29 protein-coding genes and 1 pseudogene are annotated in these 26,802 nt (G+C 37.8%); 7 read left to right on the top strand and 23 right to left on the bottom strand.

Going from position 1 to position 26,802, the window contains the following annotated elements:
• Position 1 precedes the first annotated feature (1 nt).
• The 3 genes from BAQ48_RS04215 to clpP all read left to right on the top strand — a co-directional run bounded on the left by BAQ48_RS04215 (position 2) and on the right by clpP (position 1,921).
• Positions 2-208 carry a DUF1657 domain-containing protein gene (locus BAQ48_RS04215; RefSeq protein ID WP_071710093.1) on the top strand — a complete coding sequence of 69 codons (207 nt, stop codon included), beginning with the start codon at positions 2-4 and terminating at the stop codon, positions 206-208.
• A 20-nt stretch (positions 209-228) separates the two neighbouring features.
• A complete protein-coding gene (locus BAQ48_RS04210) occupies positions 229-1,098 on the top strand; it encodes a DUF421 domain-containing protein (RefSeq protein ID WP_071710092.1) in 870 nt (289 codons plus the stop codon).
• Between the two features lie 241 nt (positions 1,099-1,339).
• Positions 1,340-1,921 carry an ATP-dependent Clp endopeptidase proteolytic subunit ClpP gene (gene clpP / locus BAQ48_RS04205; RefSeq protein ID WP_001049155.1) on the top strand — a complete coding sequence of 194 codons (582 nt, stop codon included), beginning with the start codon at positions 1,340-1,342 and terminating at the stop codon, positions 1,919-1,921.
• Positions 1,922-2,177: 256 nt separating this feature from the next.
• On the opposite strand, the gene BAQ48_RS04195 is transcribed toward clpP, so the two are convergent.
• The 23 genes and pseudogenes from BAQ48_RS04195 to BAQ48_RS04085 all read right to left on the bottom strand — a co-directional run bounded on the left by BAQ48_RS04195 (position 2,178) and on the right by BAQ48_RS04085 (position 22,792).
• Positions 2,178-2,426 (bottom strand): HPr family phosphocarrier protein, encoded by a 249-nt coding sequence (locus tag BAQ48_RS04195; protein ID WP_000250298.1) that lies wholly within the window; start codon positions 2,424-2,426, stop codon positions 2,178-2,180.
• A gap of 23 nt (positions 2,427-2,449) precedes the next feature.
• Positions 2,450-3,400 carry a DNA-binding protein WhiA gene (gene whiA / locus BAQ48_RS04190; RefSeq protein ID WP_000006562.1) on the bottom strand — a complete coding sequence of 317 codons (951 nt, stop codon included), beginning with the start codon at positions 3,398-3,400 and terminating at the stop codon, positions 2,450-2,452.
• A gap of 90 nt (positions 3,401-3,490) precedes the next feature.
• On the bottom strand, positions 3,491-4,444 hold the full coding sequence (locus BAQ48_RS04185) for a gluconeogenesis factor YvcK family protein (RefSeq protein ID WP_071710090.1): 954 nt from the start codon (positions 4,442-4,444) through the stop codon (positions 3,491-3,493).
• Positions 4,445-4,447: 3 nt separating this feature from the next.
• Positions 4,448-5,329: an RNase adapter RapZ gene (gene rapZ / locus BAQ48_RS04180; protein WP_000138463.1), complete on the bottom strand. Its 882-nt coding sequence runs from the start codon at positions 5,327-5,329 to the stop codon at positions 4,448-4,450.
• Between the two features lie 20 nt (positions 5,330-5,349).
• The gene (locus BAQ48_RS04175) at positions 5,350-5,808 is read right to left on the bottom strand and encodes an NUDIX hydrolase (protein WP_001190080.1); all 459 of its coding nucleotides are present in this window, start codon (positions 5,806-5,808) and stop codon (positions 5,350-5,352) included.
• Between the two features lie 229 nt (positions 5,809-6,037).
• Positions 6,038-6,844 carry a DUF368 domain-containing protein gene (locus BAQ48_RS04170; protein ID WP_071710089.1) on the bottom strand — a complete coding sequence of 269 codons (807 nt, stop codon included), beginning with the start codon at positions 6,842-6,844 and terminating at the stop codon, positions 6,038-6,040.
• A gap of 161 nt (positions 6,845-7,005) precedes the next feature.
• Positions 7,006-7,962 (bottom strand): thioredoxin-disulfide reductase, encoded by a 957-nt coding sequence (trxB, locus tag BAQ48_RS04165; protein ID WP_071710088.1) that lies wholly within the window; start codon positions 7,960-7,962, stop codon positions 7,006-7,008.
• An 85-nt stretch (positions 7,963-8,047) separates the two neighbouring features.
• On the bottom strand, positions 8,048-9,559 hold the full coding sequence (locus BAQ48_RS04160) for a tetratricopeptide repeat protein (RefSeq protein ID WP_000517716.1): 1,512 nt from the start codon (positions 9,557-9,559) through the stop codon (positions 8,048-8,050).
• 139 nt (positions 9,560-9,698) lie between these two features.
• On the bottom strand, positions 9,699-10,211 hold the full coding sequence (locus BAQ48_RS04155) for an acyltransferase (RefSeq protein WP_001255058.1): 513 nt from the start codon (positions 10,209-10,211) through the stop codon (positions 9,699-9,701).
• 76 nt (positions 10,212-10,287) lie between these two features.
• On the bottom strand, positions 10,288-10,938 hold the full coding sequence (gene ppaX / locus BAQ48_RS04150; RefSeq protein ID WP_071710087.1) for a pyrophosphatase PpaX: 651 nt from the start codon (positions 10,936-10,938) through the stop codon (positions 10,288-10,290).
• Positions 10,939-11,005: 67 nt separating this feature from the next.
• Positions 11,006-11,818, bottom strand: coding sequence for a prolipoprotein diacylglyceryl transferase (gene lgt / locus BAQ48_RS04145; RefSeq protein WP_071710086.1), 813 nt, complete (start codon positions 11,816-11,818; stop codon positions 11,006-11,008).
• Positions 11,819-11,842: 24 nt separating this feature from the next.
• Positions 11,843-12,772, bottom strand: a complete 930-nt coding sequence (gene hprK, locus BAQ48_RS04140; RefSeq protein WP_001127250.1) for an HPr(Ser) kinase/phosphatase — start codon at positions 12,770-12,772, stop codon at positions 11,843-11,845.
• A gap of 156 nt (positions 12,773-12,928) precedes the next feature.
• The gene (locus BAQ48_RS04135; protein WP_001267306.1) at positions 12,929-13,309 is read right to left on the bottom strand and encodes a phage holin family protein; all 381 of its coding nucleotides are present in this window, start codon (positions 13,307-13,309) and stop codon (positions 12,929-12,931) included.
• Positions 13,310-13,496: 187 nt separating this feature from the next.
• On the bottom strand, positions 13,497-16,367 hold the full coding sequence (uvrA, locus tag BAQ48_RS04130; protein WP_071710085.1) for an excinuclease ABC subunit UvrA: 2,871 nt from the start codon (positions 16,365-16,367) through the stop codon (positions 13,497-13,499).
• 11 nt (positions 16,368-16,378) lie between these two features.
• Positions 16,379-18,355 (bottom strand): excinuclease ABC subunit B, encoded by a 1,977-nt coding sequence (gene uvrB / locus BAQ48_RS04125; protein ID WP_071710084.1) that lies wholly within the window; start codon positions 18,353-18,355, stop codon positions 16,379-16,381.
• Between the two features lie 151 nt (positions 18,356-18,506).
• A complete protein-coding gene (locus tag BAQ48_RS04120) occupies positions 18,507-18,938 on the bottom strand; it encodes a DUF4362 domain-containing protein (protein ID WP_071710083.1) in 432 nt (143 codons plus the stop codon).
• Positions 18,939-18,983: 45 nt separating this feature from the next.
• Positions 18,984-19,604, bottom strand: a complete 621-nt coding sequence (locus tag BAQ48_RS04115) for a hypothetical protein (protein ID WP_071710082.1) — start codon at positions 19,602-19,604, stop codon at positions 18,984-18,986.
• A complete protein-coding gene (locus tag BAQ48_RS04110) occupies positions 19,601-20,356 on the bottom strand; it encodes a MerR family transcriptional regulator (protein ID WP_116758467.1) in 756 nt (251 codons plus the stop codon). Before BAQ48_RS04110 ends, BAQ48_RS04115 begins: the two co-directional genes overlap by 4 nt.
• Positions 20,357-20,462: 106 nt before the next feature.
• Entirely contained in the window at positions 20,463-20,690 is a 228-nt protein-coding gene (locus BAQ48_RS04105; protein ID WP_000524145.1) for a hypothetical protein, read from the bottom strand.
• A gap of 16 nt (positions 20,691-20,706) precedes the next feature.
• Positions 20,707-21,088 (bottom strand): annotated as a pseudogene (locus tag BAQ48_RS04100) (ATPase).
• Positions 21,085-21,306, bottom strand: a complete 222-nt coding sequence (locus tag BAQ48_RS04095; protein ID WP_071710081.1) for a hypothetical protein — start codon at positions 21,304-21,306, stop codon at positions 21,085-21,087. Before BAQ48_RS04095 ends, BAQ48_RS04100 begins: the two are co-directional and overlap by 4 nt.
• 49 nt (positions 21,307-21,355) lie before the next feature.
• On the bottom strand, positions 21,356-21,553 hold the full coding sequence (locus tag BAQ48_RS04090) for a helix-turn-helix transcriptional regulator (protein WP_000538359.1): 198 nt from the start codon (positions 21,551-21,553) through the stop codon (positions 21,356-21,358).
• 216 nt (positions 21,554-21,769) lie between these two features.
• The gene (locus BAQ48_RS04085; RefSeq protein ID WP_071710080.1) at positions 21,770-22,792 is read right to left on the bottom strand and encodes a YeiH family protein; all 1,023 of its coding nucleotides are present in this window, start codon (positions 22,790-22,792) and stop codon (positions 21,770-21,772) included.
• Between the two features lie 152 nt (positions 22,793-22,944).
• Here BAQ48_RS04085 and BAQ48_RS04080 point away from each other — a divergent pair, with 152 nt between their 5' ends.
• The 4 genes from BAQ48_RS04080 (at position 22,945) to abc-f (ending at position 26,708) form a co-directional block, all read left to right on the top strand.
• A complete protein-coding gene (locus BAQ48_RS04080) occupies positions 22,945-23,838 on the top strand; it encodes a LysR family transcriptional regulator (protein WP_001100007.1) in 894 nt (297 codons plus the stop codon).
• 51 nt (positions 23,839-23,889) lie between these two features.
• A complete protein-coding gene (locus BAQ48_RS04075; RefSeq protein WP_071710079.1) occupies positions 23,890-24,258 on the top strand; it encodes a MerR family transcriptional regulator in 369 nt (122 codons plus the stop codon).
• 4 nt (positions 24,259-24,262) lie between these two features.
• Positions 24,263-24,808 carry a flavodoxin family protein gene (locus BAQ48_RS04070; RefSeq protein WP_071710078.1) on the top strand — a complete coding sequence of 182 codons (546 nt, stop codon included), beginning with the start codon at positions 24,263-24,265 and terminating at the stop codon, positions 24,806-24,808.
• A 265-nt stretch (positions 24,809-25,073) separates the two neighbouring features.
• A complete protein-coding gene (gene abc-f / locus BAQ48_RS04065; RefSeq protein ID WP_071710077.1) occupies positions 25,074-26,708 on the top strand; it encodes a ribosomal protection-like ABC-F family protein in 1,635 nt (544 codons plus the stop codon).
• The last annotated feature ends 94 nt before the right edge of the window (positions 26,709-26,802 follow it).

The raw sequence follows: 26,802 nt of genomic DNA, 5'->3' as shown, positions 1-26,802 counted from the left end.
TATGACTGTAATTGCTAGTGTAAAAACATGCCTTGCTAGTTTAAGGGGGGCTCAAGCAAGTTTAAGCTCCCTTTCTTTAAATTCAGTGGATGAAGAATCAAAACGTGTATTTCATGAATGTATGTTAGAAATGGACACTGTTATCGCTGATTTAAAAGATAGAGTTTCATTATTAGAACGTGAAGAACCTCAATATAAAGGGTTTTAAGTAAACTGGAGGAAATGACTATGTCTCACCTACCCGAATGGACACTCGTCATTCTCCGCTCTGTATTCATACTAATCATGCTATTCGCTATTACAAAATGGCTAGGGAAAAGACAAATCTCCCAGCTCTCCTTTTTCGAATACATAGCTGGAATGACAATTGGTGATATTGCTGCCCAAGTATCTACAGGGCTCGATCAAAAATTTTTCCACGGCGTCTTTGCAATACTCATTTTCGCTGCGGTACCTTTTTTCACAGGAATCCTCTCTTTAAAGAACAAAACAGCTCGAGATTTTTTTGAAGGGAAATCTACCGTACTAATAAAAGATGGAAAAATACTCGAAGATAACTTAAAGAAAGAAAAGTATACAAGCGACGAATTACTTGAGCTTCTTCGAGGAAAAAGTGCATTCAACATAGCTGATGTAGAATTTGCCGTACTAGAACCGAGCGGTGAGTTAAATGTGTTATTGAAAAAAGATCGTCAACCACTTACAGCAAAAGATATCAGCTTAAAAGTACCAAATGAAAAAGAGCCACAAACTGTTATTATGGATGGAAATGTACTAGATGAACCTCTTTCAGCAAGCGGACATAACCGCGCTTGGTTACATTCTGAACTCGAAAAACTCGGTGTTGTCATTGAGAATGTCTTTCTTGCTCAAGTTGACTCATATGGCCAACTTACTATCGACATTTACAATGACAAACTCCAAATGCCTTCTCCTCAAAACAAGCCTTTATTATTAGCATCTTTAAAAAAATGTCATGCTGATCTCGAACTATTTTCTTTAGAAACAAAGTCAAAAACAGCAAGTGAAATGTATAGTAAAAATGCGAAACAAGTCGAAAAGATTTTAAATAAAGTTACCTACCTTTTAAAAGAATAGATAATGAAAGAACGCTCCCATCAAAAGGCGTTCTTTTCTTTTTTTCTACAGCTTTCATGACGTTTAAATTTATGCAATTCGGTTATGATGTTGAAGATACATAAGCAGGGAATTTCAAAAACATAGCGAATAATTCATGGTACAACTACATATTTTTTTGATTTAAAGTGGTTTCGTTTGACCTTTATTGACCATAATTGTATTATAAGACTAAGAAAGCTTTAGAAGGAGGAAATAACAGATGAATTTAATTCCTACAGTAATTGAACAAACAAATCGTGGAGAACGCGCTTACGATATTTACTCTCGACTATTAAAAGACCGCATCATTATGCTTGGTAGTGCAATTGATGACAACGTAGCTAACTCAATCGTTTCCCAGCTTTTATTCTTGGAATCTCAAGATCCTGAAAAAGATATTCATATCTACATCAACAGCCCTGGTGGTTCTATCACAGCAGGTATGGCAATCTACGATACAATGCAGTTTATTAAACCGCAAGTATCAACAATCTGTATCGGTATGGCAGCATCTATGGGTGCATTCTTACTAGCAGCAGGTGAAAAAGGAAAACGTTTCGCACTTCCAAACAGTGAAGTAATGATTCACCAACCACTTGGTGGAGCACAAGGTCAAGCGACTGAAATCGAAATCGCTGCAAAACGTATCCTATTCTTACGTGAAAAACTAAACCAAATTCTTGCCGACCGCACAGGTCAACCACTTGAAGTACTACAACGCGACACAGACCGTGACAACTTCATGACAGCAGAAAAAGCTCTAGAATACGGTTTAATTGATAAGATCTTTACAAATCGTTAATAGATTTAAAGCGGAAGCGGCTCGTTTAGAATCACAGGGCGATGGAGCCCCTGATTCCGAGGCGCTTTTTGCCTCGAATGTAAAGGCGAAACAACCGGAGATTCTAGCCGCTGGAGCTGGATACAACTAAAAGCGGAAGCGCCCTATAATTGGGCGCTTTTTTTATGGTCAAACCTCTGCACGCGCTTACCCCACCCCGACCAATCCGCACAAATAACAGCAACAAAAAAGCTATCGCATATGCGCGATAGCTTTTTTACTGTACATATGCAGCTAATGCTTCTAAAGCCTCTTCTGCATCTGAACCTTCCGTTGTAATTGTTATCATGCTACCAGTTCCAATCGCTAAGCTCATAATCCCCATTATGCTCTTTGCATTCACTGTCTTTCCATCTTTCTCTATGAAGATATCTGCATGAAAACGATTTGCCTCTTGTACAAACAACGCAGCCGGACGTGCTTGTAAACCGTTTTTTAATGAAACTTTAACCTGTTTTTGAACCACAGCTCCATTTCCCCTTTAACCTCTTATTTTTTTACTACTGGTTCCCCCGCGCGTAATTTCTCTGCAATCTCATCGATTTTACGCAAACGATGATTAATACCCGATTTACTAATTTTCCCCCCGGATACCATCTCACCTAACTCTTTCAATGTTACATCTTGATAATCTCTTCGTAGTTGTGCAATTTCTCGTAATTTATCCGGTAAAATATCAAGACCAACCGTCTCATCAATATAGCGGATATTTTCAATCTGTCTTAGCGCTGCACCAATTGTCTTATTTAAATTAGCTGTTTCACAGTTCACTAAACGATTTACTGAATTACGCATATCGCGAACAATTCGAATATCTTCAAATCTTAAAAGTGCATTATGAGCACCTATAATATTTAAAAATTCCGTAATTTTCTCCGCTTCTTTCAAATACGTAATATACCCTTTTCTTCTTTCCAACGTCTTACTATTTAAATCAAATCCGTTCATCAGTTCACATATAGCATCATTATGTTCCTTATATAACGAAAAGATCTCTAAATGATAAGATGATGTTTCTGGGTTATTTACTGAACCACCTGCTAAAAATGCACCGCGTAAATACGATCGTTTACAACATTTCTTCTCAATTAACTCTTGTGATATATTTCGAATAAATGAAAAGTCGTCGCGAACGATATGAAGATCTGCTAATATTTCACGTGACTTCTCAACAAGCCGCACAATATATACATTATTTTTCTTCAATCGCATTTTTTTACGAACAAGTAATTCTACCGTTACGTCATATCCCTTTTTCAAAAGCGTATAAATCCTTCTTGCAATTGCTGCATTTTCCGTTTGAATATCGATAGATAGACGACGGTTTGAAAAAGAAAGTGATCCGTTCATTCGAAGCAACGCTGATAATTCTGCTTTCTCACAGCATTCCTTCATCTCAAGATTCGTCAACTCTTTCTTTGTTTCTGATGCAAATGACACAGTCAACACCTCCTTATACGATTATTTTGGAACAAAAATCTTGTCCTATATGAATGAAGGAGCGCTATCTCATAAAGAGATAACGCGCATCTACAACAGTGAATATAAAATAGAAGCTAATTTTAATGTATCATGCCTTACAACATGATCATCATACTTCGCTAATTGATCTTGAATTACATTAATATTATTTTCAGCAAAACGCTCTTCATCCACTACAACTGGTCCCGACATTTCTTCCTCATATAACTTACGTAATTCACAAGGAATATCACGGTTATTTACAATTGCAGTATCGATAAATGGTTGCCCTAAATGATCATGCAACGCCTGCACATGGTCAAACGCTGTATATCCCATCGTTTCACCCGCTTGCGTCATAACATTACATACATATACCTTCTTCGCTTTTGCAGCAAGAACAGCGTCCCCAATTTTGTTAACAACTAAATTTGGCAATATACTCGTATACAAACTTCCAGGACCGAAAACAAGTAAATCAGCTCGTTTAATCTCAGCTAATGTTTCATGTAACGGCTCTACATCTTCTGGAGTTAAAAAGACACGGTTAATCTTCTTTCCGTAATAAGGAATCTTGGATTCACCCGTTACAATTTCTCCATCCTCTAGTTCCGCATGAAGTACCGCACTTTGATTCGCCGCCGGTAATACACGTCCTCTGACATTTAATACTTTACTCGTTTCCGTAATCGCGTGGTAAAAGTCTCCTGTAATCGAGGTCATACCTGCTAATAGTAAATTTCCTAACGCATGACCTTTCAGTCCGTCTCCCATTGTGAAACGATGCTGAAATAAAGCTTCCACCAGCGGCTCTACATCCGACAACGCAACAAGTACGTTACGAATATCACCTGGGGGCGGAATTTCTAGCTCATCACGTAATCTACCTGAACTGCCACCATCATCAGCGATTGTAACAACTGCTGTAATATCAACAGGATATTGCTTTAATCCTCTTAATAAGACAGAGAGTCCAGTCCCTCCTCCCATGATGACAATTTTAGGTTTTCTCTCTTTTTTCATCCCTTAATGGCCCTTTCTTTTCTCCACATCACGATGAGATACATGAACACTATACTCTGGTTTCAAATGTTTCCCAAGGTATTCTGTAAGCGTAACAGAACGATGTTGTCCACCTGTACATCCAATTGCAATTACAAGTTGGCTCTTGCCTTCTCTTTTATAATGAGGAAGCATGAAAGTAATGAGATCCGTTAGTTTCTCTAAAAACTTATGCGTCTCATTAAATTTCAGTACATACGATGAAACTTCTTCATCTAGCCCTGTTAATGGCTTCATATGTGGAATGTAATATGGATTTGGTAAAAAACGAACATCAAATACTAAATCGGCATCAATTGGAATACCGTACTTAAATCCAAATGACATAACATTTACACGAAATGCTTGCTCAGTTTCAGTTGAAAACAGATGAACAATTTTTTCACGTAATTCTTTCGGTTTTAACTCTGATGTATCAAGCACAATATTCGCTCGTGCCTTCATATCAATTAATAAGCTACGCTCTGCCTCGATTCCCTTTAACGGCAAGCCAGTTGGCGCAAGTGGATGCGAACGTCTCGTTTCTTTATAACGAGTTACAAGCGTGCTATCTTTCGCATCTAAAAATAAAATATGAGGAATGATCCATGTACGTTCTGATAAATCATCAAGCGCTCCCCATAAATGTTCGAAAAACTCTCGGCCACGTAAATCAACGCCAAGTGCTACTTTATTCATTTTCCCTTTTGAATCCGCCATAAGCTCAATAAACTTTGGCAATAACATCGGTGGTAAATTATCTACACAAAAATATCCTAAATCTTCAAAACTTTGTAAAGCTACTGTTTTTCCAGCTCCAGACATTCCTGTAATAATTACCATTTTTATATCATTATTCTCTGTCATCGTATCCTCTCCTTGACGGTTTAACTCGGATCTAATCGATATGAAAGCAACTCAAAATCTGGGGTATATACAAATGTACCGTAGATTATGCCATTCCCTTTAATTAAATAATCAATAATGTGATAATCTCCTGGCGCCATTGCTAAATCATCAATTTTATCAAATGTATGCCAACCAATGATGCCTTCTTCGCTCTCTAGTTTGTTTTCTCCTGCAAAATCTGTCGCTAAAAAGGAGAACATCATCCATTCAGAAACTACCTTATCACCTTCTTGAATGACAAAGGTGAAGACCCCCTTTAACGCTGGGTTCTTTAAATAAATACCTGTTTCTTCACGATACTCGCGAACAACGGAATCTCTTACTGTCTCACCACGCTCCATTTTCCCGCCTGGTGCAACCCACCAATTTCGACGAGGCTTTTGGAGTAAGAGTACTTCATTATCTCTAATTAACACACAGTTTGTCACTCTTTGCATGTTTCTTCACCTCAGCTACTTGCAGCGAAATTTCTCACTGCATACTCATTTCATTATACTATCAAAAACAGTTTGCTACAACGAAGGAGCCAGTCCTCTTTTGTTAAGCATATGCTACTCAACAATTGTAGAAAAGCTTTCTAGAACAAGCAATGTAAATGCTTGAACTGTCAATAAACGGCATAAAAAGTCCCCTTAACGATTTTTATCGCTAAGGGGACTAAAACCCTTATTTCTTACCGAAATAAGTAACAATCGCAAACCCTAGAATAAAGGTAATAATTGAACTTACAATTGAAAATCCACCAGTTGGAATACCAGGGAACACAATTACAATCGAACCGATAACAAGTCCAATAATTGCCGCAAATGTCATACTTTTATAACGATCCAGTAAAAAACTAATTCCTTTACTACTTACAACAAATCCGACCATAACACCTGCACCAATAACCACGATTAATGGTAAATTGAGTGTAGTTAAAGCGTTAATTGCTGTTGGATACACACCAATGATTAATAAAATAAACGATCCGCTAATTCCAGGAAGAAGCATAGCCATACTAGCCATCCATCCTGCGAAAAACAAACCAATTGCATTTAAAATTGTTAACGTTGTAATTGGATCCGCTGCCTTATCCGGCTTAAAGAAAGCTGTGATCGCAACAAGAATTGCTGCAACTATTAATAAAACAATATGCTTACCTTTAAACGACGCCTTTGCATCAGCTTCTCTCATTAACATCGGTAATATACTAATTATTAAACCGAGGAAGAAAAATTGAGTCGGTTCATAATGATTTGCAAGTAAATATTTAATAACATGACTTAGCGTTAAAAACGCTGCCGCCACACCAGCAGCAAGGGGAATTAAAAATGCTAAATGCTTTTTCCATTCACGACTAAAGAACCCACTAATTGCCGCAAGCAATTGTTCATAAATCCCTAACACAACAGCGATTGTACCGCCGCTCACACCAGGAATTAAATCACTAACGCCCATACAAAATCCACGATATATATTACGCCATTCCATACTGAATAAATTCCTCATTTCTTATAGTGATTTTTCCGTAAAGTCCAGTATATCAATAAGAAAGCTTATAATCCTACTTATTTTTGACAAAACTTCGACATTTTCACAAAAAAGAAGAAAGCCCCTATCGGTAGCTTTCTTCTCAAAAGGTATAGTATCCCTTATTTTTCTGTTACAGTTTTTAGTTCTTCTAATAACTCTTCTACGTAGTGTTGTGCGCTTTGTGCTGCAATACTACCGTCACCTGTTGCAGTTACGATTTGACGAAGCATTTTTTCGCGAACATCACCAGCTGCGAAAATACCAGGAACTTTCGTTTCCATACGCTCATTCGTTTCAACGTAACCATTTTCATTTGTAATACCTAACTCAACAAACGGTTTTGATAATGGTAGCATACCGATGTATACGAAAACGCCGTCAGTTTTGACTTCTTGCTCTTCTCCACTGTTTACGTCTACAAGTGTTACGCTTCCTACTTTACCATTTGCTTCGTTAATTTCTTTTATCGTGTGGTTCCAAATGAAATCTACTTTCTCATTTTGGAAAGCACGATCTTGTAAAATTTTCTGTGCACGAAGCGTGTCACGACGGTGAACGATTGTTACTTTTGATGCGAAGCGTGTTAAGAACACACCCTCTTCAACAGCAGAGTCTCCGCCCCCAATAACAATAAGTTCTTTCTCTTTAAAGAATGCGCCATCACATACCGCACAGTATGATACACCGCGGCCGCCAAGTTCTGTTTCACCTGGTACACCGATTTTTTTATACTCTGCACCACTTGCAACGATAATTGCACGTGTTTTATATTCTTTTTTACCAGCGATAATTGTTTTGTACTCTTTACCATCGATGATTGCTTTCACATCACCATATGCATATTCAGCACCAAATTTCTTCGCATGCTCGAACATTTTATTTGATAAGTCTGGTCCTAAAATAGACTCATAACCTGGGTAGTTTTCTACATCTTCTGTATTTGCCATTTGTCCGCCTGGAATACCACGCTCAAGCATTAATGTGCTTAAATTCGCACGAGATGTATATACTGCAGCTGTCATACCAGCTGGTCCTGCACCAATAATAATGACATCATAAATTTTTTCTTCTGACACACTATTCACTCCTATCCATTCCTACACAATTAAGTTACCCTCATTATACTGTTAGCATCATTTTTTTCCCAATGATTTGCTTATCTTATGTGTGCGTACGCTTCACAGCCTGCACATACTTTCGAACAGTCGCTACAGAAACATTATATACATCTCCAAGCTCCGACTGTGTCATCTTATTTCCTTGTTCACCGCGCACAATGTATTCAACCGCCGCTGACCATCCGTACACGTTTGTAAAAACCGCTCCAGATGTATATAAACGTATGAATGTACAAAACCAAAATTGTAAACACTCTTCGATTAATTCATCATCTTTTTTCGTATAATTGTATAACGCATCCGCAATTCGCACGCACTGTTCAAATTGCTGTAAATCAGCTGGAATACTCTTATGGCTATTCAGTAAAAAGAAGTATTTTGCAAGTTGCGATACAATTGGAACACCGTTCTTCGCTTGCGTTACATCAAAGAAGAATCCAACCTTCTCTGGCGTTGACAATTCATTCATTAAATATAAAGCTAGCATTTGCTCCTCTAGCGTCGCACTTTGCTGAAATGATTTTCGTAATTCTTCAAATAATACATTTTGCCCTTCATCTGCTAAATTCAGTGCATTCCACGGTTCTTTTCCTTTTTTATCAGGATGCAATTCTACAACATGTTGCCACATTTTTTCAGCCACTTGCTGATCTTTCACCATATAAGCAGAATATGCAAACCAATAATAAAAACTAACGTCTCCTTCGTATCCTTGACGCTTTAATACTTTGAACCATTTATATGCAGGTTCGAAATGACCAATTGTTGCAAGTGTCGTTCCGAGTTTCAAACGATGTTCAAATGAAATTGGATATACTGAAACGAGTTGCCCCGCTAATGCTTCTACTTGTTTATGCTCTCCAATTGAATATAGAAAAATAAGCGTATTACAAAGAGCATGTATATTACCAGGATTTTTCTCTAAAATCATTTCTGTTAACTTCAGCGCCTTATCTACATTACCAGATTGGAAATGTGCGATGGCTAAATTATTATGACCTGACCAAAATTCCGGATAATCTTTCGTAACAATTTCTAACGTAGCAATTGCTTCTTCTAATTGTCCGTTACGAATATAACGATTCGCTTCTTCCTGCATAACAATTAAATCATCTTCATCTTCAATCTCTTCCGCACCCATCGCTTCTTCTTCCATAATTTCAAGCAATTCTAATGTATCTTCTACAAATTCCTTCTCTTCTGCAACATCTAAATAGCGCTCCGCATACTTCTTCGCCTGTTGAAATAGCCCCATATATGCATAATTATTTGCAATAAAATAATAGCACTGTTCAATTTCTGGATTAGATTTTATTAGCTTTAAGAAGGTTTGATTTGACTCTTGATATTCCCCAGCCTCAGACAATGTTATTGCTAATTGGCATAAAATAAACGGCTCCTTCTCACTTTGTGCCGCTCTTCGAAAGTATTTAATTGCATCTTGCAATTTCTGCCCTTTGTAAGCTCTCATCCCTTTTTTATAAAAGAAGTCCGCTAATTGATTAAAAGAGATAACTTGTCCGTTCTCCTTATATATCCTTTGATTTTTCCCCATATATCCTCCAGTTTTTTGTTTTCTTCGCTCACACATTCTTCTATCTATAAGTATAAACGATTCCGTAAAAAACAAAACAGTATATTATACTCAATTATTTCCTTTTTATTCATAAAAAAAGAGGAGAAATGTTACATTTTTAGTATGAGACTTCTCTAGCCGCCATTTGCTCTTTCGTATAAATAATACGCATTGGATTGCCGCCTACGAAAGCACCGCTCGGTACATCTCTATGAACAAGTGTGCCCGCTGAGACAATCGCGCCATCTCCAATTTTCACACCTGGTAATATCGTTGTATTTGCTCCAATCATCACTTCATCTCCAATGACGATTTCTCCAAGACGATATTCACGAATTAAATATTCATGTGCTAAAAGCGTTGTGTTATAGCCAATAATCGAATTTTCTCCCACAGCTATCTTTTCTGGAAACATAATATCTGGCATTACCATAAGTGCAAATGATGTTTTCTCTCCTACCTTCATACGTAAAAACGTACGATACAACCAATTCTTCACAGATAAAAATGGCGTGTAACGTGCAATTTGGATAATAATAAAATTCTTCATTACCTTCCAAAAAGAAACTGTTTTATACACATTCCATAATGAATTCTCTCCTGAAACAGGATAGCGCGTTGTCCGTCGCACTTAGCTCGCTCCTCCACTAAAAAAGTAAAACTTTGAGTTAGTAGGGATACGCATCCCTACTAACTTACTCGAACCTTTATGAACGATTCATATCGGACAAAATCGGTAGTAAGTCACTCATTTTATCTAACATAAAATCTGGTTTATAAGCTTCTAAATATGCTCTACCTTTCAATGTCCATGAAACCGCAGCTGTTTTCGTACCCGCATTTTGTCCGCCGACAATATCATGATGGTTATCTCCAACCATCAACGCTTCTTCCGGTTTCGCATCTAACAACTCAAGTGCTTTTTGAAGTGGCTCTGGATGTGGTTTCACATGCTCTACATCATCAATTGTCACGACAACATCAAAAAACTCATCAAGCTTTGATAGCTTTAATCCCATCTCAACCGTTTGTCTCGCTTTCGTTGTAACAATACCAACTTTATAACCTTGTTTCTTCAAATCTTGAACTGTTTCATATACAGTTTCATATTCTTCTACTAATTCATCATGATGATCATGGTTAAATTGACGATAACATGCAATCATCTCTTCAACCTTACTTTCATCAATCTTGCTGAAAGTATCATGCAAAGATGGACCGATAAATGGCAATACATCTTCACGCTTATACTGATTTGGATAATATGTATGTAACACATGTAAAAAAGAAGAGATAATAAGTTCGTTTGTATTAATTAAAGTTCCATCTAAATCAAATAACACTGTATTTATTCTCATTGCCCTAGTCCTTTCGCTTTCCTGAATATGAAAGAAGCAGCACCTTATAATAAGATGCTACTTTTCTCTAATTTTCCGAATATCTTTTATCAGCTTGCCCCATTTTTCGTCTCACAATAATGAAAATAATAGAAATAACAACAAGTCCAATTGACATTACTTGTGCAATACGAAGTGGTCCTAGCATTAAACTATCTGTACGTAACCCTTCTACGAAGAAGCGTCCTACTGAATACCAAATTAAATATGTGAAGAACAATTCCCCGCGGCGTAAATTCACTTTTCGTAATGCAAGTAATAAAATTACACCTGCAAAATTCCATAATGATTCATATAAAAACGTCGGGTGATAATACACACCCTCAATGTACATTTGATTAATAATGAAATCTGGTAAATGAAGACCTTCTAAAAACTGTCTCGTTACTTCATCACCATGCGCCTCTTGGTTCATAAAGTTTCCCCATCGGCCAATTGCTTGTCCTAGTAAAATACTTGGTGCAGCAATATCCGCCAACTTCCAGAATGAAAGTCCACGACGTTTTGCAAAAAGAATCCCTGTAATAACAGCCCCGATTAAACCACCATGAATCGCCAAACCACCTTGACGAATATTAATAATTTGACTCGGGTTTTGCGCGTAATATTCCCATTCAAAAATAACATAGTACATTCTCGCAAATAGAATAGCGATTGGTACTGCAATTAATACAAGGTCAACAAATGTATCTTTTGGAATACCTAGCCGCTCTCCCTCGCGAGTTGCTAGCCAAAGACCTAATAGCACACCTGTACCGATAATAACCCCGTACCAATATACAGGGAACGGTCCAAGTTGAACAGCTACACGGTCAAGCTGCGGTACAGAACCTAACAGCATATGTATGACCTCCCTCTCCAATGTTTACTCCTGATTTCCTAACTCAATCGCACTCATTAATCGTTCAGAGAACTGCTGTGCTGCATTGACTCCCATACGTTTCAAACGGAAGTTCATCGCTGCCACTTCAATAATAACAGCTAAGTTTCGACCAGGACGAACTGGAAGTGTAATCTTCGTAAGTTCTGTATCAATAATCTTCATCTTCTCTTCATCCAGACCTAAGCGATCATAATTTTTCTTTTGATCCCAAATTTCAAGATTAATAACAAGTGTAATACGCTTATAATTTCGCACTGCCCCTGCACCGAATAACGTCATAACATTAATAATACCTAAGCCACGAATTTCTAATAAATGCTCAATTAAATCTGGTGAGCTTCCGACTAACATGTCCTCATCTTCTTGGCGAATTTCTACGCTATCATCCGCAACAAGACGGTGACCACGCTTTACAAGCTCAAGAGCCGTCTCACTTTTACCAACACCACTTTGACCTGTAATTAAAACACCAACGCCGTAAATATCTACTAACACACCATGAACAGCTGTTGTTGGTGCTAACTTACCCTCTAAATAATTTGTTAAACGACTTGATAATCTCGTTGTCGTTTGAGAAGAACGTAATAAAGGCATGCCTGATTCACGTGATGCTTGTAATAACTCATCTGGTACATCTTGATTACGAGTTACAATAATACATGGCGTCTCCTCAGTACAAAGCGCTTTCATTCTCTCTTGTTTTTGCTCTGACGTTAACGTGTCAAAGAACGTAAGCTCCGTCTTTCCAAGAAGCTGCACGCGATCAGCTGGATAATATGTAAAAAATCCTGCCATTTCAATTCCAGGTCGTGATAAATCACTTGTATCAATCGGACGATGAATTCCTTCTTCACCACTTATTAACTCCAATTGAAATTGTTCAATTAAATCTTTTGTCCTTACTTTCGGCATATGTATAAACCTCCACTCCGCTGCGGGTTCAGTCTCATTTGATGTAAAATTCCATTCTACCGGATATTGTACCATTTTTTTCTGGAAACAAGAAATACGGTTTCTAATAAATAGAAAAAAACATTTCATACGAATGATGAAATGTTTTTCCTTTTGTCACTTTCTCTTTTTTTCATATAACGGTTCAACAATTGCTTTTTCAATGATCATATTGAAAATTGAAATACAAATTGCCGCAACAATAGCTACACCAAACCCCGTTATATTGAAAGCATCTCCTAATAATGAATCTGTTATTTTTAACGTAATCGCATTAATAACAATTAAGAAGAAACCGAAAGTTACAACAGTAATTGGTAACGTAATTAAAATTAAAAACGGCTTTACGAACACATTTAAAATCGCTAATATAATACTCGCAATAATTGCAGTTTGTATATTTGCTACATAAAACGCGTCTGGTGCAATCCCTTTTAAAAGTCCCGATACAGCGATTAACACAACGCTATTTACAAGAAGTGATACAATCCATCTCATTTCGTTACACATCCTTTAAACATATATCTTTCATCATACGCTAATAGATAATAAACGCAAGTATCATACGAGCGCTTATATCAACTTATTCTATCCTTTATGCTTGTATACCTACTAACACACTTACCAGTTTTTCCTCGTAAAATAAAAACCGAGCGGCATTTCCACTCGGTCTTCATCAATAAACTTATTGCGATAACTCTACTTCTTTTATCTTCTCTTTCATTCTTGCTTTATCACGAACTAAAATCTCTTTTAAATACTTACCTGTATACGAGCGCTCTTCTTTCACTACTTGCTCTGGCGTTCCAGAAGCAACAATTTGTCCACCTTTGTCTCCGCCTTCTGGTCCAAGATCAACAATATAATCAGCTGTTTTAATAACATCTAAATTGTGCTCAATTACAAGAACTGTCTCTCCACTTTCAACAAGACGCTGCAATACTTCTAGAAGACGCGCAATATCATGTGCATGTAAACCAGTCGTTGGCTCATCTAAAATATATAACGTACGCCCTGTAGAACGACGGTGTAATTCAGAAGCTAATTTCACGCGCTGTGCTTCCCCACCAGATAACGTCGTAGCTGGCTGTCCTAATTTCATATAACCAAGCCCAACATCTACAAGTGTTTGAAGTTTACGCTTAATTTTAGGGATATTAGCAAAGAACTCTACTCCATCTTCAATTGTCATCCCTAACACTTCAGAAATGTTCTTATCTTTATACTTCACTTCTAACGTTTCACGGTTGTAACGTTTGCCATGGCAAACTTCACACGGAACGTACACATCTGGTAAGAAATGCATTTCGATTTTAATAATCCCGTCACCACGGCACGCTTCACAACGGCCACCTTTTACGTTAAAGCTGAAACGGCCTTTTTGATACCCGCGCACTTTCGCTTCGTTCGTTTGTGCAAACACATCACGAATATCATCGAATACACCTGTATACGTTGCTGGGTTGGAACGTGGTGTACGACCGATTGGTGATTGATCAATATCAATAACTTTATCTAAGTGCTCAAGACCTTTAATTTCTTTATGAGTCCCTGGCTTCGCTTTCGCTTTATATAGCTTTTGAGCTAACGATTTATATAGTACTTCATTAATCATCGTACTTTTACCAGAACCTGATACACCCGTTATTGCTACAAACGTACCAAGCGGGAATGACATTTTCGCATTCTTTAAGTTATTCTCTTTTGCACCGACAATTTCCACTTTTCTTCCGTCACCTTTACGTCTTTCAAGTGGAACTGGAATAAACTCTTTACCGCTTAAATATTTCCCTGTTAATGAATTCTCATCTTGCATCACTTCAGCTGGCGTCCCCGCTGAGACGACTTGCCCACCGTGAATACCTGCACCAGGTCCGATATCAAGTAAATAATCAGCAGCCATCATCGTATCTTCATCATGCTCAACGACAATTAACGTATTTCCTAAATCGCGCATTTCTTGCAATGTGCGAATAAGACGATCGTTATCGCGCTGATGTAAACCGATAGAAGGCTCATCAAGAATATAAAGTACGCCAGTTAGACGAGAACCAATTTGCGTCGCTAAACGAATACGCTGCGCCTCACCACCTGATAACGTACCAGCCGCACGACTTAGCGTTAAATAATCTAAACCGACGTTCACTAAGAATCCAACGCGCTCCTGAATTTCTCTTAAAATTAAATGAGCAATTTTTTGTTGTTTCTCCGTTAGTTCCACATTTGAGAAGAACTCCTGTACTTCTTGAACTGAATACTTCGTTACGTCAGCAATCGTTTTATCACCAACGAAAACAGCTAAACTCTCTGGCTTTAAGCGTCCACCTTTACACTTCGGACAAGCTTGCTCTGCCATATATTTCTCCATTTGCTCACGAACATAATCAGAACTCGTCTCACGATAACGACGCTCTATATTCGGAATAACACCTTCAAATAAAATCTCATTTTCCTTCACTTGACCAAATTCATTTACATAGCGGAAATAAACCTTCTCTTCTCCGCTTCCGTACAACACTTTATCGAATAAATCTTTCGGTATATCTTTCACAGGCATATCCATATCAACGCCGTAATGATTACATACAGATTGTAAAAGTTGTGGGTAATATTGTGAACTTGTCGGTTCCCAAGGAGCAATTGCATGTTCATTTAACGATAAATCCCAATTCGGAATAACAAGCTCTAAATCTACCTCTAGCTTTGAGCCAAGTCCATCACAAGAAGGACATGCACCGAACGGACTATTGAACGAGAACATACGCGGTTCTAATTCTCCAATTGAAAAGCCACAATGCGGACAAGCATGATGTTCACTAAACAGAAGTTCCTCTTCTCCCATAACATCAATTAACACTCTTCCCCCGCCAAGCTTTAATGCACTTTCGAGTGAATCAGCAAGACGGCTTGCAATTCCTTCTTTCACAACAATACGGTCAATTACAACTTCTATGGAATGCTTCTTATTTTTATCTAGCGTAATCTCTTCAGATACATCCAGCATTTCCCCATCAACACGTACACGAACATAACCTTGCTTCTTAATATCTTCAAGTACTTTTACATGTGCACCTTTACGTCCTGACACGATAGGCGCTAGTACTTGCAATTTCGTACGTTCAGGATATTCGAGAACACGGTCTACCATCTGCTCTACTGTTTGTGATGTAATTTCAATGCCATGATTCGGACAAATTGGCGTACCAATTCGCGCAAATAATAAGCGTAAATAATCATAAATCTCCGTTACCGTTCCGACAGTTGAACGCGGATTACGACTCGTCGTTTTTTGATCGATTGAAATCGCTGGTGACAATCCTTCAATCGTATCTACATCCGGTTTATCCATTTGCCCTAAAAACTGGCGTGCATACGCAGATAACGATTCTACGTATCTGCGCTGCCCTTCTGCATAAATCGTATCAAATGCTAATGATGATTTCCCTGAACCAGACAATCCCGTTACAACAACAAGCTGATTTCTCGGAATGGTTACATCAATATTTTTTAAGTTATGTGCTCTAGCACCCTTTACAACAATAAAATCCTTGCTCATGCTCACTCTTTTCACCCTTCCGCCTTTAATTCTAATAGTAAATCTCTTAATTCAGCTGCACGCTCGAAGTCTAACGCTTTTGCTGCTTCCTTCATTTCTGCTTCTATCTTCGCAATTGTCTTTTCACGCTCTTTTTTCGTCATCTTCTTAGTTGGCGTTGCTTCATATGTTTCCGGCTCTTCAGCAGCTGTCGTTGCACGGATTACATCACGCACACCTTTTTGAATTGTTTTCGGCGTAATACCATGCTCTTCATTGTAAGCTTCCTGTATCGTACGACGACGCTGCGTTTCTTCAATTGCAATGCCCATCGATCTCGTTATGCGATCTGCGTACATAATAACGCGGCCGTTTTCATTACGTGCTGCACGACCAATTGTTTGAATTAATGAACGCTCTGAACGCAAGAACCCTTCCTTATCCGCATCTAAAATAGCTACAAGTGATACTTCCGGAATATCTAATCCTTCTCGTAATAAGTTAATACCGACAAGTACATCAAATTTACCAAGGCGAAGATCGCGAATAATTTCAATACGTTCTAACGTTTTAATTTCAGAGTGAAGATAGTTCACTTTAATTCCTACATCTTTTAAATAATCCGTTAAATCCTCTGACATTTTTTTCGTTAAAGTCGTAATTAATACACGTTCATTTTTTGCAATACGATCTTGAATCTCTCCTAATAAATCGTCAATTTGACCTTCAATTGGTCGTATATCAATCGGTGGATCTAAAAGCCCTGTTGGACGAATAATTTGTTCTATTACTTCTGGTGACTGCTCTAATTCGTACGGTCCTGGCGTTGCTGAAACGTAAATAACTTGATTCGTTTTCTCTTCAAACTCATCAAACGTGAGCGGTCTATTATCTAAAGCTGATGGCAGACGGAATCCATGATCCACAAGCACTTGCTTACGTGCTTGGTCCCCGTTATACATCGCTCTTACTTGCGGTACCGATACGTGTGACTCATCCATAACAATTAGGAAATCTTCAGGGAAATAGTCTAATAACGTATACGGCGTTGCACCCGCTGGACGAAGTGTTAAATGACGGGAATAGTTTTCAATACCTGAACAAAAGCCCATCTCGCGCATCATTTCTAAATCATAACGTGTACGCTGTTCTATACGTTGCGCTTCTAACAACTTACCATTATCATTTAATTCCTTTAAACGCTCTTCTAATTCTTTTTCGATATTTTCAATAGCGACCTTCATTTTTTCTTCACGTGTAACGAAGTGAGATGCTGGGAAGATCGCTACATGATCACGTTCTGCTAATACTTCACCTGTTAACGCATTTACTTCACGAATACGATCGATTTCATCACCGAAAAACTCAATTCGGATACAATGCTCATCAAGTGATGCCGGGAAGATTTCAACTACATCTCCGCGTACACGGAATGTACCACGCTTGAAATCAATATCATTACGTCCATACTGTACATCAACAAGTTCACGAAGCAATTGATTGCGGTCCTTCTCCATACCAACTCGAAGTGACACAACTAACTCGCGGTATTCTTCAGGAGAACCTAAACCATATATACACGATACACTCGCAACGATAATTACATCGTCCCGTTCAAATAATGCAGACGTTGCCGAGTGACGCAATTTATCAATTTCATCATTAATCTGCGCGTCCTTTTCAATAAACGTATCTGTTTGTGGTACATACGCTTCTGGCTGATAATAATCGTAATAACTAACAAAATATTCAACTGCATTATTCGGGAAAAAGTCTTTCAACTCACTATATAACTGTCCTGCTAACGTTTTATTGTGAGCCATCACAAGTGTTGGCTTCTGCACTTCTTTAATGACATTTGAAATTGTAAATGTCTTACCCGTTCCTGTCGCTCCAAGCAACACTTGCTTTTTCTTTCCACTATTAATTCCCTCTACAAGCTTCTCTATAGCTACCGGCTGATCACCTTGCGGGGAATACGCTGATATAATTTCAAATTGATGTTCCAAGTAAAATCCGACCTCCTCATAAAAATCTGTATTATTATTTTACCACGAATGCCTATAAAAAACCTAAAAAAACGAACAGATATTCGGTAAAGTTTTCGACAATATATACATAGAAAAAGGAAGGAGTACATACTTCCTTCCTCTACTAACTCTATTTTTTAGGTACATATACTAAGTCATATCCGCTGCGCCCATCTTCTTTCGTACAATCTATTAGCCTATAAGTAATTTTTGATTCGCGCTGGTCTTTAACAATACTTTTACAACTATCTTTATATAACCCTTTAGCCTCACCAGCAAATTGATCTTGTCTATTATCTGACACATAAAGTATAGCTTCCTCACTATGCTCTAACGTTTGAAAAATTGGATCGCCTTCATGTGTATAATGGACAATTCTTATTTTATCAACTTTCCCTTGTTCAACATTCAAAACGAACTGTTCGAATTTATCTAGATTGGAAGTTCCTGTTCCCTTTACAATGACATCCTTCTTCTTATCAATTGTAATGTTAGGTTGTGAGCATGCTACTAAACTAAAGAGAAATAGACATATAAAACCAGTTCCTTTTCCTATTGCCATCCTCTCCTATAAAAATTATTTGTATACCTAAAAAGCTACTTTCCCCTATGAAAGTAGCTTTTCTTTTCCTTTCTCCTTCTTCGGAAAAATCACATATGAAAATGAAATCGCTGTATCAACTAAAAATATAATTGCCCACACTTGGCTCACGCGACTTGCAGCTTTATTTAAAACGATTCCCGATTCTAACCAATTACCCCATTGTTCAAATGGAATAAATCCATACGCGAAGAAAAAGAATATGTGCACACCAACGAATAAAACAAGATGTACTACCCAATTTTTTATTTCCTGCTTTGCATAGGCCATACCTGTTAATTCTACCTGATCTTCAATAATAGGCACCGGTTCATTACGCCATTTCGCAACTAGCTTTTGCGCAAATATATCAAGCTTCTTCAAATCCTTTTTCCCGTAAAAAACTGCATACAATAAAATAATTACAGTAATAATTTGAAAGTTAGAGAACTTTCCTGTTTGATAGTAGTCCACTACCCCTAAAGTTAAAATAAACACTTCATTTACGAGGAGTACAATCCCCATAATAAAACTTGCCTTCTTCAAACGAAATCCGTAACGGAGTAAAAAGAAACCGATAGCCGATAACCAAAATATAATCTCTGCCCCAATTAAAAAATACCAACGATATTCCGCGAGTATACTCATTTATCCCTCTCCCTTTCATCATAAATACGAAAAGCTTCGTCCATATATACTAAAAGTTCTTCTTCGATTGGATACATACCCATCCTTTGCGAATCTTCTTTTGACTTTCTAACTTCCCATAACCTATCTAAAAACGCTTCGTCACCATTAGCCATTTCCAAACACTTCTGCATTAATCTCTTCGTTACCTCTTGCACCTCATCACTCGCTGCTTCTTTACCGTCTTTCATAAAATTACGTAATTGCTTTAATAAATCTACCCACTCCAACACATTCGGATCTTCCTCACTCATGTTTGGTAAATTATGAAGCAATTTTTGTTCCTCCTCTGAAAATACTTCATTTTGGAACATTTCCCGTATACGAGGAGACTGTTTTGAAAGCTGAATAAGTTCAAACATAACTTTCCAATCCAAATCTCCTTCGACGTCTACTGAATAAACAACAGCTTGTAAAATACGCTCCATTCGATTGAATTTCTTTTGTTCTTCTTGTACAAACCGAAGTTGTTTTTCAAGAGAATCCTTTAAATCCAGCTCATCTTTTCCTAACATATTCGCAGTTTCTTTTAATGAAAATCCCATTTCTTTTAAAAATAAAATTTGTTGCAAACGAATGACATCAGCTTCACTATATAACCGATGTCCACCCTCTGTTTTCCCACTTGGCTTTAATAAATCTATTTGATCATAATAACGTAATGTACGTACCGTAACCCCTGTTTCTCTCGTCAATTGTTGTATTGAAATCACTACTATCACCTCTTCTCCTTCATTATAAAAGATGACGTTACGTAACTTTCAAGTGTTCTGTAAAAAAAATACAAAAAGCTGTTTATACCCTTTGTATAAACAGCTTTTACGGAAATAACCCCTTTTGTACAGCACGACCACAAAATAAAATAAGTGCTCCCACAACAACGCTCGTTGCTGTTTTATGATAATGAGCTAATAGTAATAAATAATACGATAAACCTACAGTACCAATCATAATACAAATGCTTGGCACTGGATTACGAGAAAAATTTTGCATGCCCCAAAGAAGCGCAAATATGACTGTAGCGACACATAATACCGGTAATCCCATCCCAGTTCCCCTTTTTCTATTTACTCCTTGTTGCTAAAATACTCGTCGATGCCATACTAATTAACAAACCAAAAATAACGATATATAATAACTCATTTACATTTACTACTTGTCTTTCTAAATACTTATTTACACAAAGATACATAAACAAAACTCGTAATACAAATCGTAAAATGCGACTTCATCTTGTTCACAACTCTCTCATCAATCGACGGTACTCCCTCTTCTTTCAAACGCTTCTGTTCTCTATATTCGGAAATTCCATATAAAATGACTAGTGCTACATTCGATATAAAAATAGTTCCCCACGAAATACTTAAAATCATTAAACTCACATTTAAAAGAATCCCTGCTAAAAGCAAACTCCCTACGAATTTCGTGACCTCTCTCTTACTCATACACGATCAGCTTCTTTACTATTTCTATATCTCCATTTCGGCCAATAGTTCACAAAGAAATAAACAAACTGCCCTAGTACAAATAACACAAACGGCATACCCGCACTTCCGTAAATGATTAAATTGTACAAACTCCACATAGCTAAACTAATCGTGAAAAACAACCCTACATATTTAAACGCTTTATCTGACTGAAATCTCTCAAACTCGTCTTGCATTTCCCATTCCTCCTATCGCTATGCTCGTTTTCCTACCATTTCTCTCCCCCTACTCTAGCGTAAATATTTCTTCCACCTTCACTCCAAAATATTTGGCGATTTTTAGGGATAACTCTAAGCTCGGATTGTAATGATGATTTTCAATCGCCACAATCGTCTGCCGCGTCACCTGCATCGCCTTTGCCATTTCTACTTGTGTTATATGATGTTGTTTTCTTAATTCCTTGATCTTATTTTTCACACCCATAGGTTCCACCTTCGAAAGTAAAGATATCTTTACAAATTTTAGAAAAACGTTTCACTGCATATCTTCTCTAACAAAGTACAAGAGTAATTCAATTTATATTAGCGCAACTTCATTTATATCGGCGATTTCCCAAATATATCGACTTACTGACATCTGTAGCACAATAAGCATAAGAAAAAGCTGTCCCAAAATACCTTTTGGAACAGCTTCTTCCTACTACATAAATCCTAATCCCCATACGAGAACATATCCAAGAACCGATAAGCAAACCGAGCCAATCAGCCCTGCCACGAATGCCTTGCTTCCTAATTTACGGAACGTTTTAAACTCTACATTTAAACCAAGCCCCGCCATCGCCATTGCGATAAGCATGTAAGCAATGACAACAATGTATCCCGCAACAACTTCTGGAATAATCCCAAGTGAATGCACTGCACTCATCGCTAAAAATCCGAAGATGAACCACGGAATTGGAAGATCGCGCCATGATCTTTTTTCCTCGCTACCTTCACTCTTACCAAACCACAATCCGATTAAAATCGCTACTGGCACAAGCATCGCAACGCGCGTTAATTTTACGATAACCGCAATGTCTACAGCCGTGCTACCGCCTGGCGCAGCAGCTGCGATAACATGAGCAATTTCGTGTAGCGTTGCACCCGAAAATACGCCGTAACCGTACGGAGAAAAGCCAAGCACTGGGTATAATAACGTATAAATAAGTGTAAATATTGTACCTAAAATTGCAATAATCGCTGCCCCGACTGCCGTTTCCTCATCCTTCGCTTTCACTTGTGGTGCAATTGCCACGACCGCTGCCGCGCCACAAATTGCCGTCCCGCACGCCGTTAAAATCCCAAGTTTCTTGTCCACTTTAAATACTTTCGTTAATCCGTATACAACGAAAATAGTAAATGTAATAACAACCGCTGCGATGACCAATACTTTTGGTCCCGCCTTCGCAATATCAACAAGATTTAATCGCATTCCAAGTAAGATAATCCCAAAGCGAAGCAACTTCTTACTCGCGAAGTTCGTTCCAGCTATCGCTTCTTGCGGAACTCCAACAGCTGCTCGCCAAACCATCCCAATTAGAATAGCAATTACTAATTGTCCCATAATATTTAAAAATGGAAGCTCTGCTAAATATTTCGCGACAATGGCGATTAATAACGTAATCCCAATTCCTTGCGAAAATCCAAAGCCCTTCTTCTTTTGTATAACAAGTGTTTGTTCCACTTTGAACCACCCCAATAATCGTATTGGAACATGCATGTTCTTTCTAGTTACATTATAAGAGAGTTTTTATAATAAGTTTAATACCAATACCAAATCTCTATCATCAGAAATACTTATGATAAGATGAAAGAAAAACGAAAGGAGCTTTGCAAATGAACGTAGACATTTTAAAGATTTTTGTTACGGTTGTTGAACAAAAACACTTCTCTCGTGCAGCAGAATTATTAAATCTTTCACAGCCTGGCGTAAGTATGCACATTCGCAACTTAGAAAACGAATTTGGAACTACACTCATTCAGCGATCTCCGAAACATGTCCAAGTCACGGAAGCTGGAAATATTCTATATATTCATGCAAAGCAAATGCTCTCTCTTTACGAAGATGCTAAGCAAGAAATTAATGAACTACATAATGTTGTAACGGGAACACTTCGCATCGGTGCTAGTTTTACAATTGGCGAATACTTACTTCCAAAAATACTCGCTAACTATGCCAATGAAAATCCACGCGTCGAAGTGCATACCTTTATCTCAAATACAGAAGAAGTTTTGCAAAGTCTTCGCTCTAATCAAATTGATATCGGCTTAGTGGAAGGGCAAGTCGTATACGCTGATGTTAACGTCGAAACATTTATGCAAGATGAAATGAAGCTCGTCGTTCCGCCAAATCATCCACTGCTCCGCACAAAGGAAATAAATGAAAGCACACTCCAAGACCAAGTATGGGTATTAAGAGAAAGTGGTTCCGGTACACGTGCTTATAGTGACCGCTTTATCCATCAACACCATTTAAAAATGAAGCGATTCTTTACATTTAGCAGTATACAAAGCGTGAAGGAAGCCGTCGCTGCTGGGCTTGGCATCGCTATACTTTCTGATTGGACTGTACGGAAAGAGCTACTGGCAAAAGAGCTATTCCACGTCGAAGTTCCAAATGAACAGCTAATCCGCCCATTCTCCATCGTGCGCGGCAAATATTTTATTCCGTCTAAAGCCATTCAAGTGTTTTTAAATCATGTGGATTCTTTTGCGAAAAAACAGAGTTGACCTTCACATTAGTGTGAAGGTTTACAATATGTTTAAAAGGAGTGAAACGCATTGCGAATCGGGGAGTTATCAAAAGAAACTGGAGTTAGCGAAAGATCACTAAGACATTACGAAGAAAAGGGATTACTCCCTTCTAAGCGGCTCACAAATGGCTACCGTGATTTTGATGAAAGTGCTATTGAAAAAGTAGAACTTATTCAAATGTACTTACAAATTGGCTTAAATTTAGAAGAGACGGCAAGGATGCTGCGCTGCCTCGAAATCGAGCCGCATCTATACGAAAACCCATGCAGCAGTATCCTTACACTTTACGAAGATAAACTCAATGAAGTAACAAAGCAAATCTCATTACTTTCTAGCATTCAAACGAATTTGCAAAAACACGTTTCACTCCTAAAACAAGCAAAAGAAAAGGGATGATTACATGTTTGTTATACATGGCAGTTCAAGACAAAACGGGAATACGGAAGCTCTAACACATATGATGATTGATGGAATTAAAACAGAACAAATTTACTTGCGAGACCATACAGTCCATCCTATTACAGATCAACGTCACGATGCAGAAGGATTCCAGCCTGTAAACGATGACTACGAGCAGTTAACGAAACGCATGCTAGCGCACGACACAATTATCTTCGCTACACCGCTATACTGGTACGGAATGAGCGGTCATATGAAAAACTTCGTCGATCGCTGGTCACAAAGTTTGCGTGATACATCTATTCATTTCAAAGAGAAAATGAAAAACAAAAAAATGTACGTTGTCATCGTTGGCGGAGATAACCCAAAACTGAAAGCATTGCCGCTTATTGCTCAGTTCCAATATATCTTTGATTTTGTTGGTTCATCATTTGAAGGATATATTATTGGGGATGCGAATGGATTAGATGAAATCAAAAATGATGCCGAAGCACTAGCAAAAGCACAAATTTATAATAACGAATTCAAAAATCACAAACAGAAATAAGTTTGACAATCTCATTTGTATGCGCATACAATAAAAGTAATATTATGAAAGGAAGGTACTTTGACCAATGAAGTTCTAATTCTCTTATTTATTTCATCCATCACAAATAGTGAACAAAAATGATGAAAACTAGCAGGGGATTAGTCTGTCCATTTGTCGATACTTTCTTTCGAAACGATCATGTGAAAAAATCGTTTATTTATGTACGATTTTCACATGCATGGGCGACATTTATCCTCTCTAGTGAAACTAGGGAGGTTTTTTTATGACTATTTTATTCGCACGTAATATTGAAAAAAGTTTTGGTGATCGTACACTATTTACGTTACCATCACTAGAAATTCAAGCGCAGGATCGTATAGGAATTGTCGGAGTCAACGGAGCTGGAAAATCTACGTTACTACAAATATTAAGTAAAGAAATAGAAGCTGACGAAGGTACAGTAACTCATCATAGTTCTATCTCCATCATTCCTCAGCTTAGCGAAGAACTACCAGAAACCGCTTCTTCTCTCGCAAAAGGAAAATGGAGCATTTCAAACGTTACAAATTCAATGAGCGGCGGTGAACGAATGCGCCTAAAAATTGCCCACGCTCTTGAACAGAATGCAGGCATTTTATTCGCTGATGAACCAACAAGCCACTTAGATATGGTTGGTACAGAGCAATTAGAAAAGGCACTTTTATCTTATAAAGGGGCACTTGTTTTAATATCACATGATCGTGACTTTTTAGATGCGATATGTACAAAAATCATCGAAATCGAAGACGGTACTATTCAAGAGTATAAAGGTAATTATTCCAACTATCGAAAGCAAAAAGAACGTGAGCGAATACAAAAACAAGCAGAATATGAGCAATATGTACAAGAAAAAAATCGTTTAGAGCAGTCCATTTTACAAAAAAAGCAACGTGCTTCTAGCATGACAAAAATCCCAACACGGTTCAGTTCATCTGAATCTAAACTTTATAAATTAAGTGGGGCTCATGGCCAAGAACAGGTTAGTAAAGCAGCAAAAGCATTAGAGACACGTCTCGAAAAATTAGAAAAGAAAGAAAAGCCAAAGGATCTTTCTCAAGCTCAGTTTGACGTGCAATACCATACACCCATTCATAGTAAGGTGGCAGTACAGTTCAATAAAGCAACAAAGAAAATAGGTGACCGTACACTATTTAAAAATATGAATGGAACTATTGCCCCTGGTGCAAAACTTGCTATTTTAGGCGCAAATGGAAGCGGAAAAACCACTTTGTTCAACATGCTTCTCGCAAACGAGCGTGGCATTCAGCTTTCGAAAAGTTGTAAAATCGGATACTTCGAGCAAACTCTATCCATTTTAAAAACAGATAAAACCATTTTAGAAAATGTTCTAGAAGAAACAAACTATACAGAGTCGTTCGTTCGCACAATACTTGCACGGCTTCTATTCCGCCGTGAAGATGTTCATAAACCTGTGCACGTTCTAAGCGGGGGTGAGCGAATGAAGGTTGCACTCGCAAAAGTATTTTTAGGAAATTATAATATGCTTCTGCTCGATGAACCGACAAACTATTTAGACTTAGCGACACAAGAAGAATTAGAAAGCATGTTACAAGAATATCCTGGCACTATACTTTTCATTAGCCATGACCGTGCCTTCATTCGTTCTGTTGCAGATCATATTCTACAAGTAGACGAGAGTGAACCAAGAGTATTCCACGGTAATTACGAGCAATACACAAAAAGAACAACCGGGAATTCTGTAAACGTTACTGAACAAGAATTATTACGGTTACAAACAAAATTAACTGAAGTCATCAGCCGGATTTCTATACCCAATCATCACGATGACATCGCATCTCTCAACCAAGAATACGAAACATTATTAGTTCAAATACGGAAATGTAAAGAAGCGCTCTAAGGTCTTCCCTATATATCGACGGGACCTTCCACATTTCCCAAGAAATATCGAGGCTTCGACATAGCATAGCATCAATAACAGTAAAAAGCCGTGC

This window comes from Bacillus luti, from assembly GCF_001884105.1.
GTDB lineage: Bacteria > Bacillota > Bacilli > Bacillales > Bacillaceae_G > Bacillus_A > Bacillus_A luti.
The sequence above is the reverse complement of the archived record's forward strand: the minus strand, read 5'-3'. Positions and strand labels throughout refer to the sequence as shown.